The organism is Novosphingobium sp. PhB55 (genome assembly GCF_004368805.1).
GTDB lineage: Bacteria > Pseudomonadota > Alphaproteobacteria > Sphingomonadales > Sphingomonadaceae > Novosphingobium.
Map to the genome: position 1 here is coordinate 230,179 of NZ_SODQ01000007.1, position 15,932 is coordinate 246,110.

The 15,932-nt window shown below is 67.2% G+C and carries 16 protein-coding genes; 5 read left to right on the forward strand and 11 right to left on the reverse strand.

Going from position 1 to position 15,932, the window contains the following annotated elements:
- Positions 1 to 152 precede the first annotated feature (152 nt).
- Positions 153 to 461 carry a hypothetical protein gene (locus EDF57_RS18515; protein ID WP_132263874.1) on the forward strand — a complete coding sequence of 103 codons (309 nt, stop codon included), beginning with the start codon at positions 153 to 155 and terminating at the stop codon, positions 459 to 461.
- A 348-nt stretch (positions 462 to 809) separates the two neighbouring features.
- Here the strand turns inward: EDF57_RS18515 and EDF57_RS18520 are convergent, their stop codons facing one another.
- Complete coding sequence (locus EDF57_RS18520) at positions 810 to 1,109, reverse strand: YdaS family helix-turn-helix protein (protein ID WP_132263872.1); 300 nt, start codon at positions 1,107 to 1,109, stop codon at positions 810 to 812.
- 51 nt (positions 1,110 to 1,160) lie between these two features.
- A complete protein-coding gene (locus tag EDF57_RS18525; RefSeq protein WP_134095309.1) occupies positions 1,161 to 2,126 on the reverse strand; it encodes an EamA family transporter in 966 nt (321 codons plus the stop codon).
- 100 nt (positions 2,127 to 2,226) lie between these two features.
- Between EDF57_RS18525 and EDF57_RS18530 the strand changes: the two genes are divergently transcribed.
- Positions 2,227 to 2,685 (forward strand): Lrp/AsnC family transcriptional regulator, encoded by a 459-nt coding sequence (locus EDF57_RS18530; RefSeq protein ID WP_132263869.1) that lies wholly within the window; start codon positions 2,227 to 2,229, stop codon positions 2,683 to 2,685.
- Positions 2,686 to 2,805: 120 nt separating this feature from the next.
- A complete protein-coding gene (locus EDF57_RS18535) occupies positions 2,806 to 3,258 on the forward strand; it encodes a Rap1a/Tai family immunity protein (protein ID WP_132263867.1) in 453 nt (150 codons plus the stop codon).
- A gap of 7 nt (positions 3,259 to 3,265) precedes the next feature.
- On the opposite strand, the gene EDF57_RS18540 is transcribed toward EDF57_RS18535, so the two are convergent.
- Together EDF57_RS18540 and EDF57_RS18545 are read right to left on the reverse strand one after the other, a co-directional pair.
- Positions 3,266 to 4,435, reverse strand: a complete 1,170-nt coding sequence (locus EDF57_RS18540) for an acyltransferase (protein ID WP_134095310.1) — start codon at positions 4,433 to 4,435, stop codon at positions 3,266 to 3,268.
- Positions 4,436 to 4,442: 7 nt separating this feature from the next.
- A complete protein-coding gene (locus tag EDF57_RS18545; RefSeq protein WP_134095311.1) occupies positions 4,443 to 5,525 on the reverse strand; it encodes a hypothetical protein in 1,083 nt (360 codons plus the stop codon).
- 373 nt (positions 5,526 to 5,898) lie between these two features.
- On the opposite strand from EDF57_RS18545, the gene EDF57_RS18550 reads away from it, so the two are divergent.
- Positions 5,899 to 6,987 carry an NAD-dependent epimerase/dehydratase family protein gene (locus EDF57_RS18550; protein ID WP_134095312.1) on the forward strand — a complete coding sequence of 363 codons (1,089 nt, stop codon included), beginning with the start codon at positions 5,899 to 5,901 and terminating at the stop codon, positions 6,985 to 6,987.
- Positions 6,984 to 7,451, forward strand: a complete 468-nt coding sequence (locus EDF57_RS18555; protein ID WP_166675315.1) for a GtrA family protein — start codon at positions 6,984 to 6,986, stop codon at positions 7,449 to 7,451. The genes EDF57_RS18550 and EDF57_RS18555 overlap by 4 nt, the downstream gene beginning before the upstream one ends.
- Here EDF57_RS18555 and EDF57_RS18560 read toward each other — a convergent pair.
- The 7 genes from EDF57_RS18560 to EDF57_RS18590 form a co-directional block, all read right to left on the reverse strand.
- Positions 7,405 to 8,385 carry a glycosyltransferase family 2 protein gene (locus EDF57_RS18560; RefSeq protein WP_132263859.1) on the reverse strand — a complete coding sequence of 327 codons (981 nt, stop codon included), beginning with the start codon at positions 8,383 to 8,385 and terminating at the stop codon, positions 7,405 to 7,407. The two genes, EDF57_RS18555 and EDF57_RS18560, sit on opposite strands and share 47 nt — an antisense overlap.
- A 4-nt stretch (positions 8,386 to 8,389) precedes the next feature.
- A complete protein-coding gene (locus tag EDF57_RS18565; protein ID WP_134095314.1) occupies positions 8,390 to 9,346 on the reverse strand; it encodes an NAD(P)-dependent oxidoreductase in 957 nt (318 codons plus the stop codon).
- Positions 9,347 to 9,444: 98 nt separating this feature from the next.
- Positions 9,445 to 10,716, reverse strand: a complete 1,272-nt coding sequence (locus tag EDF57_RS18570; RefSeq protein WP_243654109.1) for a class I SAM-dependent methyltransferase — start codon at positions 10,714 to 10,716, stop codon at positions 9,445 to 9,447.
- On the reverse strand, positions 10,709 to 11,929 hold the full coding sequence (locus EDF57_RS18575; RefSeq protein WP_134095315.1) for an aminotransferase class I/II-fold pyridoxal phosphate-dependent enzyme: 1,221 nt from the start codon (positions 11,927 to 11,929) through the stop codon (positions 10,709 to 10,711). The genes EDF57_RS18570 and EDF57_RS18575 overlap by 8 nt, the downstream gene beginning before the upstream one ends.
- A complete protein-coding gene (gene rfbG, locus EDF57_RS18580; protein ID WP_208324897.1) occupies positions 11,920 to 13,077 on the reverse strand; it encodes a CDP-glucose 4,6-dehydratase in 1,158 nt (385 codons plus the stop codon). Before rfbG ends, EDF57_RS18575 begins: the two co-directional genes overlap by 10 nt.
- Entirely contained in the window at positions 13,070 to 13,906 is an 837-nt protein-coding gene (gene rfbF, locus EDF57_RS18585) for a glucose-1-phosphate cytidylyltransferase (RefSeq protein WP_132263855.1), read from the reverse strand. Before rfbF ends, rfbG begins: the two co-directional genes overlap by 8 nt.
- 222 nt (positions 13,907 to 14,128) lie before the next feature.
- On the reverse strand, positions 14,129 to 15,898 hold the full coding sequence (locus EDF57_RS18590; protein ID WP_134095316.1) for a hypothetical protein: 1,770 nt from the start codon (positions 15,896 to 15,898) through the stop codon (positions 14,129 to 14,131).
- Positions 15,899 to 15,932 lie beyond the last annotated feature (34 nt).

Below are 15,932 nucleotides of genomic sequence, written 5' to 3' on the forward strand. Positions count from 1 at the left end.
TTTCCGGACATTCCGGCGGCTTTCCAGGTCGCTGCTCTTCGCCTCGGTGCTGCGTTGCGGCGCCCCTGCGATCGAGCGCGATATATCGTTCTTTTTCGGAACTCTCCGGCATTTGTGCGTTAGATTTATAACGGCCAGAAAAGGAGAGAGCGATGTCGATCGGCGTGGAACAGAAGAGGCTGCATCAGGACCTTAAGAACGTGGGGCTTCGTGCGCAGGCGACGGCGGCGGGGCTGGTGCAGCTTTGCAAGGAGCTGCAGGCCGTGGGCGTGCTGGGCGATGCCGCCGTCAGCCGCGTCAAGGAAGCGATCGCCAACGAAATCGCTCTCACCGCGCCGCGGCCGATCCTGCGAGAGGATTTTCGCCGGGATGTCTGCGCGCGTCTGGACGCGATCTTCTCCGGCGCGGAGAAGCTCGGTCCCGCCGAGGAAATGCCCTTCGCGCAGCAGCGGATGGAGTAACGGCCCGGTCTGGGTGGCCCAGACGGGCAGCGGTCTCCGGCGCATTCAGGGAGACTTTGCGGCAGTGCGATCTCGCAACTGCGAGATTTATTTTTGCGCGCAGGAACAAAGACATCGCCAATGACTTAAGTCACTGCCGGGCGCAGTTGCGAACCCTATCCCGCACCCACGGGATGCGCGCGCGGCAATTTAGGAACGCTTCCCGTCGGTCGCCATCGTGCACTTTCGGAATGCATTTCGGACTGGACCCAATCCTTCGGGCCCCGCGGATTTTCCGTGGGGCCTTTCTTTTTGCCCGAGGGCATCGGGATCAGAGCGCCGGGATCAGAGCGCCCGGGAGCGCCGGGATCAGAGCGCGGTGGGGCGCTTGCCTTCGGGATTGCCGAGGTGTTCGATCTGCGCTTCGGTCAGGTTTTCGCTGAAGGCGGGCGAGAGCTTGCGCTCCAGGCGGCGGCACATGTCCGAATGGGCGATCAATGCGCGTGCCGTCTCGCGCAGGGTGGCATAGTCCAGCGGCGCTTCGCCGGAGATCCATTCGCGCACGTCGCGTTCGGCGATGCCGAGGTGCCGGGCCAGCGCGCGCTGGCCGCCAAGGGCGTCGACGGCCTGTGAGAAGATGGCGAGTTGGATATCGGAGGCTTGCGGCATGTGGGGAGGCATGGGCGTAATCGGCGCCGTGCGCAAGCGGCGCCGGGCCGGTCAGGCCTCGCTACCGACAGGTTTCGTACCGGCCCCGGAATTCCCTGGCTCTCCGGAGGCTGCGCCGGTGCCCGCGGTGAGCGTGGTGCCGATCGTGGCGCCGACGATCGCGGCAATGCCCAGCCACTTGGCCAGGGGCAGCACTTCGCCCAGCAGCAGGGCGCCGGTCAGCGCGCCCACGGCCGGTTCGCCGCTGGTGAGGATGCCGAAGCTCTTGGTCGGCAGGCGGCGCAGCGCGAACATCTCCAGGGAATAGGGGATGGCGCTGGAGAAGATCGCCACGACCAGCGCTATGGCCAGGACATGCGGCTGGATCATGGCCATGCCGGCCTGGGCGATGCCGAAAGGCAGGGCGACGAGCGCGGCCACGGTCATGCCGTAAGCCGGCGCGGCGGCGCCCAGGGTCTCGCCCGCGCGCTTGCCCATGAGGATGTAGGCGCCCCAGAACACCCCGGCGGCCAGAGCGAGCAGCACGCCTGCAGGGTCGAGGGCATGGTCGATGGCCCGGGGGGGGGCGGCGGCGGCCTCCGGCGAGGCGGAGATCGGCACCAGCAGCGCCAGGCCCGCGATGGCCAGCCCGATCCAGGCGAGGTCGATGCGGCGGCGCGACGAGAACGTCGCCACGGCCAGCGGGCCGGTGAACTCGGTGGCGAGGGCGATGCCGAGCGGGATGCGCTGGATCGCGAAGTAGAACAGCATGTTCATGCAGCCCAGCGCCAATCCATAAGGCAGGGCGGCGCGGAGCATCTGCCGGTCCAGCGGCTTTCGCCAGACACGGAACACGCCGCAGAGGATGGCCGCCGCCAGCGCCAGGCGCAGCGCCGTCGTGCCGGCCGGGCCGGTCACCGGGAAGAGCGACTTGGCCACCGAGGCGCCCCAGCAGATCGAGACCATGGCCGTCGCCACCGCGGCAAGCGGCGCGAAGTCATTGGAGGAGGAACGCGTTGCTATGCGGCGAATGACCATGGAACCCTCGGCTGGAATCGGCGATGCTTTTATCCGGGGACGGCGATAAAAGCGGTCTATGATTGCCGCGCGGCGATAATATTTATCGGAGATCAGCCCCATGCCCGATGCGTTCGACTTGCGCATCCTTACCGAGCTTCAGCGCGACGCGCGGATTTCCATGCCGGACCTCTCCGAGGCGGTCGGGCTTTCCGCTCCCGCCTGCTATCGCCGCGTCAGGACGCTGCGCGAGCAAGGCGCGATCGAGCGGGAAATGGCGCTGGTCTCGCCCCGGACGATGGGCTGGCTGGTGACGATGATCGTGCTGGTCTCTCTGGAGACCGACAAGGGCCGCGTGGTGGACGACCTGGTCGCCCGGCTTCGGCAGACCCGCGAGGTGATCGATGTCTGGTACGTCACCGGCGACCACGACCTGGTGCTGCAGGTGGCGGCGCAGGACATGGCGCATTACGATGCCTTCTCGCGCCGGGTGCTTCACGGCGAGGAACACGTCCGCGCATTCAAGACGCTGGTGGTGATGCAGCATGCGAAACGCGCGGCGGCATTGCCGGCGGCCTAGGTCGGAACCGGCCGGCGACGCATGAGGGTCGCTGTCCGCTTTCGATGCAGGCGGCCGGCAGCGATTGACGCGCCGGGGATTTGTCCCAAGGGTTCGCGAATTGGTTGGAGAGACTCGAGAATGAAATCCGTAAAGCTGGCCTGCGTCTTCCTGATCGCTCCGCTTGGCCTGTTCCCCGTTGCCGCGAACGCCAGTTTCTACACCGGCGACGACCTCTATGCGGCCTGCATGACCGAGCGCGGCAGCAATACCTATGTCGAGAAGAGCTACGAATGCATCGCCTATATCACTGGCGCCGTCGATGCCTTCAACACCACGCGCAAGACCAACAAGCTCGACAGCTGCCTGCCGGCGGACGTGACGATCGGCCAGCTGAAGGAAGTCACCATGGACTACCTGGCGCGCAATCCGAACGACCGGAAGGGCTCGGCCTCGGAGCAGGTCTTCAAGGCCACCCGCAAGGCCTGGCCCTGCGCCTCGTCAACGAAAAGCGCGCCCCAGAAGAGCACTGGAAAGAAGAGCACGGGCAAGAAGAGCACGGGCAAGAAGACGACTACGAAGAAGAACCGCTAGAAGGCTTCTACTGCGACTCCAGCCGCTCGCGGTTGCGGCGGTGGAAGATGCGTTCGTGGAAATACCACTGGTAGGGGTAGCGTTCGAGCAGGCGGTAGACGATCTCGGTGAAGACCAGCGTCACCGGGATCACCACGGAGAGGAACAGGGCCAGCGACAGTGCCCAGTGGGCGCTGAACAGGCCGAGGCGCACGAAGATCAGGCGCGTCGTCAGGTACGTGTAGGGGTGAGCCAGGTAGAGGCTGTAGCTGACGGTGCCGAGGTAGAACGCCGAGGGCCGGTCGAGCAGGCGGCCGGTCACGCTGCCCGGGGCGATGGCCATGTAGAAATAGGCCGAAGTGAAGAACAGCATCGCGTAGTTACGCGGGTCGCCCATGTTCTTCAGCATGAAGTCGTAGTGCTGGATCGAACCGAAATAGAGGCACCCGGCGAACGCCAGGGCCTCCAGCGCCGGGCGCCAGGCGGGGGGCGGGCGCAGGCCGCGCTCGTCGAGCAGTCTCGCGCCCATTCCGGTGAGGAAGAAGGCCATGGCCGGGAAACGGTAGACGAGGCCGGCCGCGGTCAGGGCCAGGAGCACGGTCAGCACACGGTCCCCGCGGCGCAGCGCGGTGTGCACCGTCAGGCAGGCCATCGCGTAGAACAGCACTTCGTAGCTGAGGCTCCAGGCATTGGGCGTGAGCTGCTCGGTATGGGTGAGCAGGTTGACCAGCAGCAGCGCCGGCACGATCGATTCCAGCGTGTTCAGTTCGGGCATGGTGCCCGTCGCCGCGTTCACCGCGATGAACAGCAGCGAGAAGGCCAGGAACAGCGGATAGAGGCGGAAGAATCGCCGCAGCGCGAATTCGCGCGCGGAATAGCGCATGACGCTGGGCAGGATCACGTAGCCGCTGATGACGAAGAACAGCCAGACGCCCCAGCGGCCGAAGTTCCACGGTGCCTCGGTAACGGCCAGGTAGGCGGCGTCGTGCGGGTAGATGTTCTCGCCCAGGCCGCCCAGGACATGGGCAAGGAAGACCATCATCGCCGCGACGCCGCGCAGGCCATGGACGGTGGGGTTGAAGCCTGCGCCGGATCGGGACGCCCTGCCGCCACCCGTCCTTGCGGCATCGGCCGCAGGCGCGGGCGACCCGCTCGGCTCGCGCTCGAGCGGGAGGGCAGTGGCGCAGCTCCGGGTCACAAGGATGTCATGCCGTGCGCGACCCGCCTGTGTGATTGTGCGCCTGGCCGTGAGCGTGGAGGGCGGCGCGCGAGCGCTTGGTCTTGCGCGGGACGCCGGCGGCCGTCGCGCCCCTGATACCGAGTTCCAGCATCGGCGCGGCCGGACTGGGCAGGCTGTAGCCGAAGCGGCGCAAGTCGTAGCCGGTCATGCGCTGGAGCTGCTGGTTGCTTTCCGCATAGCGCTCTCCGACCGACTGCTCGATCTGGCGCATCAGGCGGCGGCGGAGCGGCTTGTCGAACATGGCGGTGAAGGCGAAGATCGGGCGGAGCTTGCGGTAGTAGCGGTCGAACGGGGGGAACACCACCGGCGCCTGGGGCGAAAGCTGGTTCCGGTTGAACAGGGCGTTGAGCGGACGGCGCAGGGCCTGCATGAGGATCGGCATGCCCTCGTTGGCGGGGGCGCCGAAGATGTCGTGCGGGATCAGCGAGGCGTCGTGCTCGCAGAACTGCGAGATCTCGCGCGCGACGCGCGACGCGTCGTTGCGCAGGGCCTCGTAAGGCAGCACCAGCACGTTTTCGGGGCCGAAAAGCTGGCGGTAATATTCGATGCACTGGACATAGGCGAAGGAGCGGAAGTCGAAGTCCGGCTTGCGCGAGAGGGTCCATTGCAGCGGGGTGGTCAGCCGGCGGAACGAGAGCGAGCCGCCGTCGCTGATATATTGCAGGTAGTACGAGAAGATCATCGAGCGCTGCTCGCGCACGAAGACCAGGATCCGGGCGTTCGGCAGGCAGTTCTTGATGCGGTCGGCGATCAGCTTGGCGTCGTATCCGCCCGAGGCGGGATAGCCGGACAGCCGCTCGTGCGAGACCACCAGGGTATTGCCCCGCGCCTGCGCCTCGCGGCTGCGGCGGCGATAGCTCTCGATCCGGTGGGGAGAGAGGTCGTCGAAGGCGCCCTGTTTCACGAAGTCCAGCTGGATGTGATAGCGATCGTTCTCCAGCCGCTCGAAGCCGAGTTCGCGCCGCGAGAACAGGGCGTTCTGGAGCAGCGTTGAAGCAGTCTTGTGGAATCCGATATGGACAAGTGGTCTTGTACCCGGCTCCTTCACGTCGCGCTCCCTGGCTCCTCCGCGCGTGCATGCCGGGGAAGGTCAGGCCGCGAGGACATCGTTTGTCACGTTCAGGACAACACCTTGAACACAAACGAGAGACCATGCCGGGGCGGGTCGGGTCAATTGCCATGAATCGCCCGGATGGTCCTCCGAAAGTCTAGGGTGGATCGATATATACAGCCGGTTCCGGCGCGTTTCCGCGCCCGAGCCGCGCCCCTGCGATGCGGGATCGCCGGTTTCCTGCGAGGGGCTAATCCCTTGGGTCGCGGTGCGGCCCCAATGACCGGGCGCGCTATGCTTCCGGGTGATTGTCGGCCCGCCCGGCGATGCCCAACCTTGCGGCGGAACCCGTCGCAACAGGAAGCCGCTCTTGAACCCAACAGATCCCGCACTCGCTGCCGCCAACGTCACCGGACCCGTCCTCGTCACGGGCGTGGCCGGCTTCATCGGCCATGCCGTGGCGCACCGCCTGCTCGACCGGGGCGAGCAGGTGATCGGGCTCGACGTGGTCAACGATTACTACGACCCCGCGCTCAAGCATGCGCGCCTCGCCACCTTCGAGGGCCTGCCCGAGTTCGAGTTCCACCGCCTGGACGTGGCCGATGCCGCCGCCGTGGCCGCGCTGGTCCGCAGCCGGGGCGTGCGACGGGTGGTCCATCTCGCCGCGCAGGCCGGGGTGCGCTACAGCATCGAGAACCCCTTCGCCTATGAGCGCTCCAACCTGGCCGGCCATCTCGCCGTGCTGGAGGCCTGCCGCCATGCGGAAGGCTTCGAGCATCTGGTCTATGCCTCCTCCAGCTCGGTCTACGGCGAGCGGCCGCTGGCCGGGCCGGACGGCCGGGCCTGTCAGGAAGGGGGCGCGGGCGGCTTCTCCGAGGACGATCCGGCTACGGAGCCGGTCTCGCTCTATGCCGCCACCAAGCGGTCCTGCGAGCTGATGAGCCAGTCCTACGCCAGCCTCTACGGGCTGCCGCAGACCGGGCTGCGTTTCTTCACGGTCTATGGACCCTGGGGCCGCCCCGACATGGCCTACTTCGGCTTCACGCGGAAGATCTTCGCCGGAGAGCCGATCGAGGTCTATGGCGAGGGGCGGATGGCGCGGGACTTCACGTATATCGACGACATCGTCGACGGTGTGCTGGGCGCGCTCGACAATGTGCCGGGCGCCGGCGGCGTGAAAGCGCGGGCGCACCGGGTGCTCAACATTGGCGACAGTCGCCCGGTGGGGCTGATGGACATGATCGAGGCGCTGGAAGCGGCGCTCGGCCGCAAGGCGCAGAAGATCATGCGGCCGATGCAGCCGGGGGACGTCACCGCCACATATGCCGACGTGAGCAAGCTGCAGGCGATCTGCGGCTACCACCCGCGCGTTATGCTGGAAGAAGGGCTGCAACGCTTCGCCGACTGGTATCGCCAGTTCTACGACGTGGAATCGCTGCAGTCTCAGGAGGCGGAGTGACCGATATTCCGCGCAAACGCCGGCCCGAGGACAGGCCCCCACTGGACAGGTCGGCGCTGGCGCGCGAGGCGGCGACGCTGGCGCGCTTCGTGCTGGTGGGGCTGGCCAATACGGCGATCGGCTACGGCCTGATCCTGGGCTGGCTGCGGGCGGGGCTGGGCGACTATGCGGCCAATCTGGCGGGCTTCGCCATGGGCCTGCCGATCTCCTACGCCCTTCACCGGCACCTCACCTTCCGCGCCCGCCACCGCGCCTCCACGGCCGAGGCCCTGCGCTACGGCGCGGCGTTTCTGGTGTCCTATGCCGCGAACCTGGGCGTGATAGCGCTGGGCCGTGCGGCGGGCTTCGAGCGCAGCGCCCTGGTGCAGGGCCTGGCGATCTGCACTTATGCCGGTGTGCTCTTCGTGCTCACCCGCATCACTGTCTTTCGCGCGCAACCAGCGAGATCACTTCGGGAAAGTTGATCTTCTGCTCGACGATCGGCCGGGTGCCCGGCTTGGCCTGGAGGAACAGGCGGCCGACATATTCGCCCAGGATGCCCATGAAGACCGCGTTGATCGAGATCGACATGAGCAGCAGGATCGTGGTCGTGGCGAAACCGGCGGGCCAGGCCTGGCCCAGGAACACCCGCCCGACGAGGTAGATGAAGGTCAGCACCATGCTGAGCACGCCGATCACGATCCCCGAGATCGAGGCGATCCGCAGCGGCATCAGCGAGTGGTTGAGCACCCCGTCCACCGCCAGCGAGATCATCGACTTGAGCGGGAACTTGCTCTCTCCGGCGATACGGTCGCCGCGGTCGTATTCGAGGCCCACCTGGGAGAAGCCCATCGCGCTGATCAACCCGCGCAGATAGGGCGAGGCGTCCTCCACCTTGTTCAGTTCCACCAGGATGCGGCGGTCGACCAGGCGGAATTCCCCGGCGTTGACGGGAAGGTCGTCGTCGCTGGTCCAGGAAATGAAGCGGTAGAAGGCGCGGCGCAGCGTCGCGATGACGAAGCCGTCCTTGAGCGAGCGGCGGATGCCGTAGACCACCTGGTGGCCCACCCGCCACAGCCCCAGCATCTCGGGGATCAGTTCGGGCGGATCCTGGAGGTCGCAATCGAGCTGGATCGAACAGGCGCCGGTGGCGGCCTTGTAGGCGCAGAGCAGCGAGCGCTGGTAGCCGTAGTTGCGCGAGAAGCGGATGACCTTCAGCGCCGGGTCCTTGCGGGCAAGGTCTTCCAGCAGCTCGAAAGTGCGGTCGGTGGAATGGTTGTCCGTGACGATGATCTCGTAGGCGTATTCGGGCAGCTTCTCGAAGACGCGCACGATCGCCTCGTAGCAGCGCACGACGTTGAGTTCCTCGTTGAAGGCGGGAACGAGGATGGAAACCAGGGTCTTCGGCTCGGCGTTCACGGATCTATCCTGCTTTCGTGCACATGAGTTGCTCGCCCGCGATGGTACGGGCGAGGCCTTCGTCGAGTTCGATGCGGCGGCGCCAGCCGAGCACGCCGGCGGCAAGGTCGGGGCTGGAGCAAAGCTCCACGGGCGCGTCCTCGGGCTCGGCCCGCGGCAGGAAGTTCTCCGGGCAGCCGGTCATGGCCTCGATCCGGCAGGCGACCTCCTCCATCGTCGGCGCGTCGCCCGAGCAGATGTTCACGCAGTCCGGGACATCCCGCCGCGTCGCTTGCCGGGCGATCTGCAGCAGCGCGTCGACCGCATCGTCGACGTGGATCAGGTCGCGCCGGTCGGCCGGGCGGCGGATCGTCATCGGCTGGCGCGAGAGGCAGGCGTCGATCAGCGCGGGTATCAGGAAGCTGGGGGCCTGGCCCGGGCCGTAGCAGAGCGCCAGGCGCGCGGTGACGACCGGGAAGGGCAGGCGCGGGGCCAGCATGGCGATGGCCTCGGTGGTCGCCAGCATGCCCGCGCCATAAGGCGTGGAGGGCACCGCGCGGGCGTCTTCCCGGTAGGGCAGCGCGGCCCGGCCATATTCGGCGATGGTCCCTGCGCGCACCACCGCTTCCGGGGGCCGGGGCAGCTCGGCCAGCGGCTGGAGCAAGTTGAGCGCGGGCTGGAGGTAGATGGCGTGGGAGGCGCGGGCCGCCGCGAAATCGGGCTGGGGCGGCAGGCGGGTCTCGGCCGCCAGGTGGAACACGCGCCGGGGCGCGATGCCGCGGATGCAGCGGCGGATCTCCAGCCGGTCCGACAGGTCGATGCGGTGGATCGTCAGGCGTTCGGCAAAGGGCGAGAGCCGCCCCAGCTCGGTGGAGGGGCGCACGATGGCATGGACGTCCCCGCCTTCATCGAGAAGGCGGCGGACGAGATGCGCGCCGATGAAGCCGCCGGCACCTGTGAGCAGCGTTACGCCTTCGGCCACTTGGCGACCCTTCTACAAGAATTGCGGCCTTCCACGACAATCCGGCCTTCCGCAAAAGATCCGGGCCGGAAATTACGCTCCGGCCCGGCTTGATCGGTTCAGCAGACGATCCTCGGCACGGGCAGGGGCACGAGGAAGCGGCCGCCGCGCTCGCGGAAGGCGGCCTGCTGCTCGAAGATCTCGTCGAAGAAATTCCAGGCGAGCACGAAGAGCACGTCCGGTTTCTCTTCCTCGATCGCCTCGACCGGGCGGATCGGAATGCGCGTGTTCGGCGAATAGAGGCCGTGCTTCAGCGGATTCCGGTCGACCAGGAAGTCGAGGTAATCGGTGTCGATCCCGAAATGGGTGATGAGGGTGTTGCCGCGGGCCGAGGCGCCGTAGCCGGCGATCTTCAGGCCCTGGGCCTTCATCTCGTCGAGCATGGCGCGGATGTCCCGGCCCATGTCCTCCACTTCGAGCGCGAGCGCGTCATAAGTCTCCTGGACCAGCATGCCGCCGGCCAGTTCGTCGCGCAGCATCGTGCCGACCGACTGCGAGGGGCCGATCCCGGCCGCCTTGCGGTTCAGGAACACCCGCATCGAGCCGCCGTGAATGTCGGGCAGGGAGAGCGCGTCGGTCACTTCGAGGTCGAAGAAGGCGGCGAGCTTGACGATCGAGAGCAGGCTGAACTCGGAGACGTGCTCGTGGTAGATATTGTCGAATTCGGTGTGGTCGATGTACTCCTTGGCGCGGGGCACTTCGATCACGAAAGTGCCGTCGTCCGCCAGCAGGATGCTGATGGCCGCCATGAAAGTGTGCAGGTCGCCGATGTGGTTGAAGGTGTTCGTGGTGACGATCACTTTCGCCGGGCCGCGCTGCGAGCGGACCAGTTCGGCGGAGGCGGGCGTGAAGTAGTCGATATATGTCTCGACCCCGCGCTCGGCGGCCATGGCGGCGATGTTCTCGGCCGGGTCGAAGCCCAGCGTCCGGCAGCCCAGCGCATTGCAAGCGGCCAGGAGCAGGCCGTCGTTGCTGCCGATGTCGACGATCAGCCCGTCACCCGCGCGCGCGGCCAGCACTTCGGCGAAGTCCGAGAAGTGCGTGTGCATGCGCGCAGCCCCCGAGGGGACATAGAGGTAGTGGCGGAAGAAATCGGCCGGGATCTGGTCGGCGATCTCCACCAGCCCGCATTCCAGGCAGACCTGGGTGTTGAGCGGGAAGGCCGGCTGCTCCGCGCCCAGGTCTTCCGGGCGGATCAGCATCTGGCCGGGGGCATGGTCGCCCAGCGGCAGGAAGAGATAGGGCGAAGGCGCCTTGCACGCGCGGCATTCGCTGAGCTTCGAGGCGGAATCGGCGGCATCGGCCGGCTTGGGAATGGACATTTCAAGCATTCGCCGCCTCCCGCGAGGACGTTGTCGTCAGGGAGCGGACGAAGCCTTCGAACGTCTCGTGCATGAAGTCGATATGCGCTTCCGTCAGGCCGTGGTGGCAGGCAAGCAGGATGCCGCCCTTCATCACCGCATCGGCAACCGGGCAGCCTTCGGGCGGGGCCTTGAGCGTCACGTCCTTCATGGCCGGCTGGCGCAGGATGTTGCCGGTGAAGACCGGGCGAGTCTGGATGTCGCGCTCTTCCAGCCAGATCTGCATCTGGGTGCGGGTGAAGGGCGCGTCCTCGCGAATGGTCAGCGGGAAGGCGAGCCAGCCCGTGCGCGATTCCGGCAGCTGTTCGGGCAGGACGAACCAGTCCTCGTACTGCTTGAAGAACTGGTACTGCCGCTCGAAGTTGTGCTCACGCGCGGCGATGTTGTTGTCGAGCTTCTTGAGCTGGACGAGGCCGAAGGCGGCGCCCATTTCCGAAGGCTCGACATTGAAGCCCAGCTCGTCGAACAGGAACTTGGCGTCATAGTCGATACCGTCGAGCGCGACGTTGAAACGCTTCTCGATGCTTTCGGAATCGACGTAGAGCGAGCTGGTGCGGCCCCAGGAACGCAGCAGCAGCGCGCGGCGGGCGAGGTCCTCGTCCGAGACGCAGAGCATGCCGCCGTTACCCGCCGCATTGATGACGTGCGAGCCGTAGAAGCTGGTGGTGGAGATGTGCGAACGGGTGCCGGTGCTGGTGCCGCGCAGGGTGGCGCCCAGGGTGTCGGCGCTGTCTTCCACGACCATCAGGCCGTGCTTGTCGGCGATCTCGCGGATGCGGTCCCAGTCGGGCAGGTTGCCGATCAGCGAAGGGATCATCATCGCCTTGGTGTTCGGCCCGATCATCGCCTCGATCTTCTCGACGTCGATGTTGTAAGTGCCGACCGCCGAGTCCACGAAGGCCGGGACCAGGCGCGAGCGCACGATCGGCGCCACGGTGGTGGCGAACGTCAGCGCCGGGGTGATGACCTCGCTGCCTTCGGGCAGGTTCAGCAGCTCGATCGCGAGGTAGTTCGCCGAGGAGCCGGAATTGACCATGATGCCGTGGTCCTTGGCGAAGAGCGCCGAGACCTGCTCCTGCATGGCGCGCACTTTCGGACCCATCTGGGTGGAGGTGCGCAGCACTTCGAGGACGGCGGCGATTTCTTCCTCGCCGTGGACGGTCTGACCATAATTCACGCGCATATTGCTGTTTCCCCCTGGAGAGTTTCAGTGATCCCGGTCTCCGAGCCGGAGAGCTGATCGGAGTACCGGGCGATCTGCGCCTCGCTGAAGGCGCGCATGTCGGCGTTGCCGCGCGCGTAGGCGCGGTACCATTCGGCGCTCATCGTCACCGCTTCCTCGGTCGAGAGGCGCGGGCGCCAGCCGAGCCGGGCATGGGCCTTGCTGGAATCGAGCGTGAGCAGCCCCGCCTCGTGCGGGTCGTCGGGACGGCGCCCGAAGGCGATCTGCGCCACGCCCGGGCCCCAGGCCCGCTGGAAGTGGCGCGCGATTTCCTCGACGTCGATGAAGCCATCGGCGCTGGGGCCAAAGTTCCAGGCCTCGGCAAAGCGCGGCGCATCCTCTCCAAGAAGCCGCGCACCCAGCATCAGGTATCCCGCCAGCGGCTCCAGAACATGCTGCCAGGGGCGCACGCTGGCCGGGTTGCGGATGGTCACGGCGGTGCCGGCCATGGTGGCGCGCACGACGTCGGGCAGCAGGCGGTCGAGCGAGTTGTCGCCCCCGCCGATCACGTTGCCCGCACGCACGGTGGCCAGCTGGCAGCCGTCGGGACTGGAAAAGTACGACCGCCGGAACGCCGCGGCGACCAGCTCGGTGCAGCCTTTCGAGGCGCTGTAGGGATCCGCCCCGCCCAGCGCGTCGGTCTCGCGGTAGGGCCATTCCCATTCGCGGTTTTCGTAGCACTTGTCGCTGGTGACCACGACCACGCCGCGCGCCGAAGGCATGCGCCGCACCGCGTCGAGGACGACGGCGGTGCCGGTGACGTTGGTGGCGAAAGTCTCGACCGGATCGTCGTAGGACGGGCGCACCAGCGCCTGCGCGGCGAGGTGGAACACCAGGTCCGGCCGCAGGTCAGCGCAGGCCGCATCGAAGGCGGCGGCGTCGCGGATGTCGGCAATGCGGTGGTCGACCAGCCCCCCCAGGTCGACCGAATGAAACATGTCAGGGCCTTGCGGGGGGCGGTGCAAGGCGACCCCGGTGACCTCTGCGCCCAGTTGCCTGAGCCAGAGGCATAACCAGCCACCCTTGAAGCCGGTGTGGCCGGTCACCAGAATCCGCTTGCCCCGATATGCCGAAACAAGCGCCTGATTCAGTGTGCCTTGTTCAGGCATGTTGCAACTTCGCGGGCAGGTCGGTGCTGAGCACCGGCTGGCCGTTTTCGAAATCCATCCAGGGCGGCATCGCCGAGGTACCCAGCTTGTCCAGCGTGTCGCGGTCGCGCACGGTGTCCATCGGGTGCCAGAAGCCCTTGTGCTTGTAGGCCATGAGCTGCCCGTCATGGGCCAGGCGCGTCAGGGGCGCCTGCTCCAGGGGTTCCTCGTCGCCGCTGAGATAGTCCAGCACGCCCGGTTCGAAGACGAAGAAGCCGCCGTTGATCCAGGTCTCGTACTTGACGACCTTCTCGGTGAATTCGACCACCTGGCCGCCGTTGCCGTCGCACTCGCCCAGCTCCAGGTTGCCGAAGCGGGCGGGCGGCTGGACCGCGGTGACCGTGGCGAGCTTGCCGTGCGAGCGGTGGAACGCCAGCAGCGCGTCCAGGTCGACATTGCCGACGCCGTCCGAATAGGTGACCATGAAGGTCTCGTCGTCGAGCCAGGAGCGCAGGCGCTTCAGGCGTCCGCCGGTCATCGTGGCCAGGCCGGTGTCCACCACCGAAACGCGCCAGTCGACCTTGGAAGTGGGGCGCAGGGCCATCTCACCATTGCCGATGCCGACCGTGAAGTCGTTCGACATGAGGTGGAGGTCCTGGAAGAAGCTCTTGATCGCCATGGCCTTGTAACCGCAGGCGACGATGAAGTCGTTGTGGCCCCAGCGGTCGTAGATATCCATGACGTGAAGCATGATCGGGCGGCCCGCCACTTCCACCATGGGTTTGGGGACGCGGACCGTTTCTTCGGCAAGGCGGGACCCAAGGCCCCCGGCGAGCAGGACGACTTTCATAACCGCACCTCCGGTGTCGGAATTTTCTGGAGAATTTCTCCGGTCGATGGGGGAAGGTTAAGGGCAGAGCGGTCCGGCGGAGAAGTGTTCATCGGGGTTAGGCAGCTTTAGCCAGCAGGGGTGCCAAAGGGTTAACCCGTGCTCTGCAAATGGCCGAAGGAACCATTCGGGTAGGCTCCGCAGAGGGATCGGCCACGCCTTCTGCGCCGGGTTTCCGCGCGATCACTGCGAAGCCTCGTCCGGGTCCAGCGGGCGGCGGTAGAGCACCGGGCCGGTGCCGTTGCGGCGGCTGGCGAATTCCAGGTAGCCGTGGCTGCGCGCATAGTCCGCGAAAGCCTGCTCCAGCGGTTCTTCCCCGCCGATCAGGATGGCCGAGGGGTGATTGGCATCGAGCCAGGACACCAGCCGGGTGGGTGAGGTTGTCGTCCAGTAAGTGCGGTCCTGCGGCGGCATGTAGTCCGCCACGCGGTAGACGAACTGGCCGGCGGCGAACTCGCCCGGCAGCGAGAAGCCGCCCTCCAGCGCCAGCACCGGAGAGAGCGTGGCCACGCTGTCGCCCGAGGAGGCCCCGGCGCTGCGGGCGAGAGCGCGCATCTCGCGGTGGATCTTCACGCCTTCCCACGACGTCGGCCGGGCGAGGGAGATCAGGCCCGGCCCCAGCCTGGACCCTGCGCAGAGCAGCGCCACGAAAGCCAGAGAGAGCAGCACGGCGTCGGCCGCCAGCCGGTTTTCGCTGAGCGTGCGGGCGCGCAGCAGCACCACCAACAGGATCAGGAAGGGGATCGGCGGCGCGAAATATTGCGGGAAGGACGGGCTGGGCACGAAGGCCACGACCACGCCCATCAGCGCCAGAACCGCGGCCAGCACCACCGGCCAGGACCAGACCGCCAGGACCCCGTCCCGCCAGCCGCGCCGCCGCAGGGGGAGGGCGACCAGGGCCACCGCGCCGACGAGGGCGAGGAGCGTGGCGTTCGAGGTCCAGATGTCTTCCGCCAGCAGGATCTTCTGGGCCACGCCGATCACTTTGGGCTCGGTGGAGTGCATCCAGTAGACCGGCTGGAGCTGGGTGAAGTAGCGGATCGTATGCGCGAAGAAGGCGTCGGGGTCGGAGGCGATGGCGATCAGCGCGGGGATGCCGCCGGTCAGCCCGCCCAGCGCCAGCGGCACGGTGCCGCAGGTCAGGCGCTGGCGCAGCGGATGGGCCAGCGGCGCCAGCAGCGTGGTCACGGCCAGGAACGGCGCGATGAAGATGTAGTTGGCCTTGAGCCCCACCGCCACCGAGACCAGCACGCCCGCCACGAAGCAGCACATCCAGGAGGGCCGCTCGCGGTCCAGCCCGCAGAGCAGGAAGTGGATCGCCATGAGCGCGAAGGGAATGGGCAGGAAGTTGTTGCTCACCATCATGCCCGGGGGGCCGATCAGGAGGACATTGCCCATCAGCAGCATGGCGGCGGTGAAGAAGGCCGGAAAGCCGGTTCGCTGGCGGCGGGCGATCAGCCAGAGCGCCCCGATCGCCATGGCCCAGGCGGCCACGATCAGCATGCGGCCCAGCAGCAGGACGTGCCCGGTGCCGGTCAGCCAGTAGAACCCGCCCAGGATATAGGGCAGGTAAGGCAAGTGGTTATAGCCGAAATCGCGGTAGATATCGCCGGTGCCCCAGAGGCGGGAGACGGTGATGAACAGGTTCTCGTCCCGTCCGATCGGGAAGGCCAGGATCCGTCCGGCCAGCCCCAGGAACAGCACGGCCAGCAGGCCGAGCGCGGCGACGATGGCCGGGCTGGGGGCGGTTCGCGCGGTATTGCCCGGGCCGTCGCTCAGGCCTTGCGGCAAGGCGGCCGAGAGCCCCGCGGGTTCGGCGCCGAGGTCCGGCGCGGATTGCGGCGCGGCGTAGTCCCGGCCCTGACCAGCGGCCTGGCCCACGTTCTGGCCTGCGTTCTGGCCCAAACCCTGCCCCGCGGCTTGCCCCGCGTTCTGCGGCCTGTCGCGTTCCATCATCGGGATCCCCTGTTGCCTGCGGCGCCAGCAG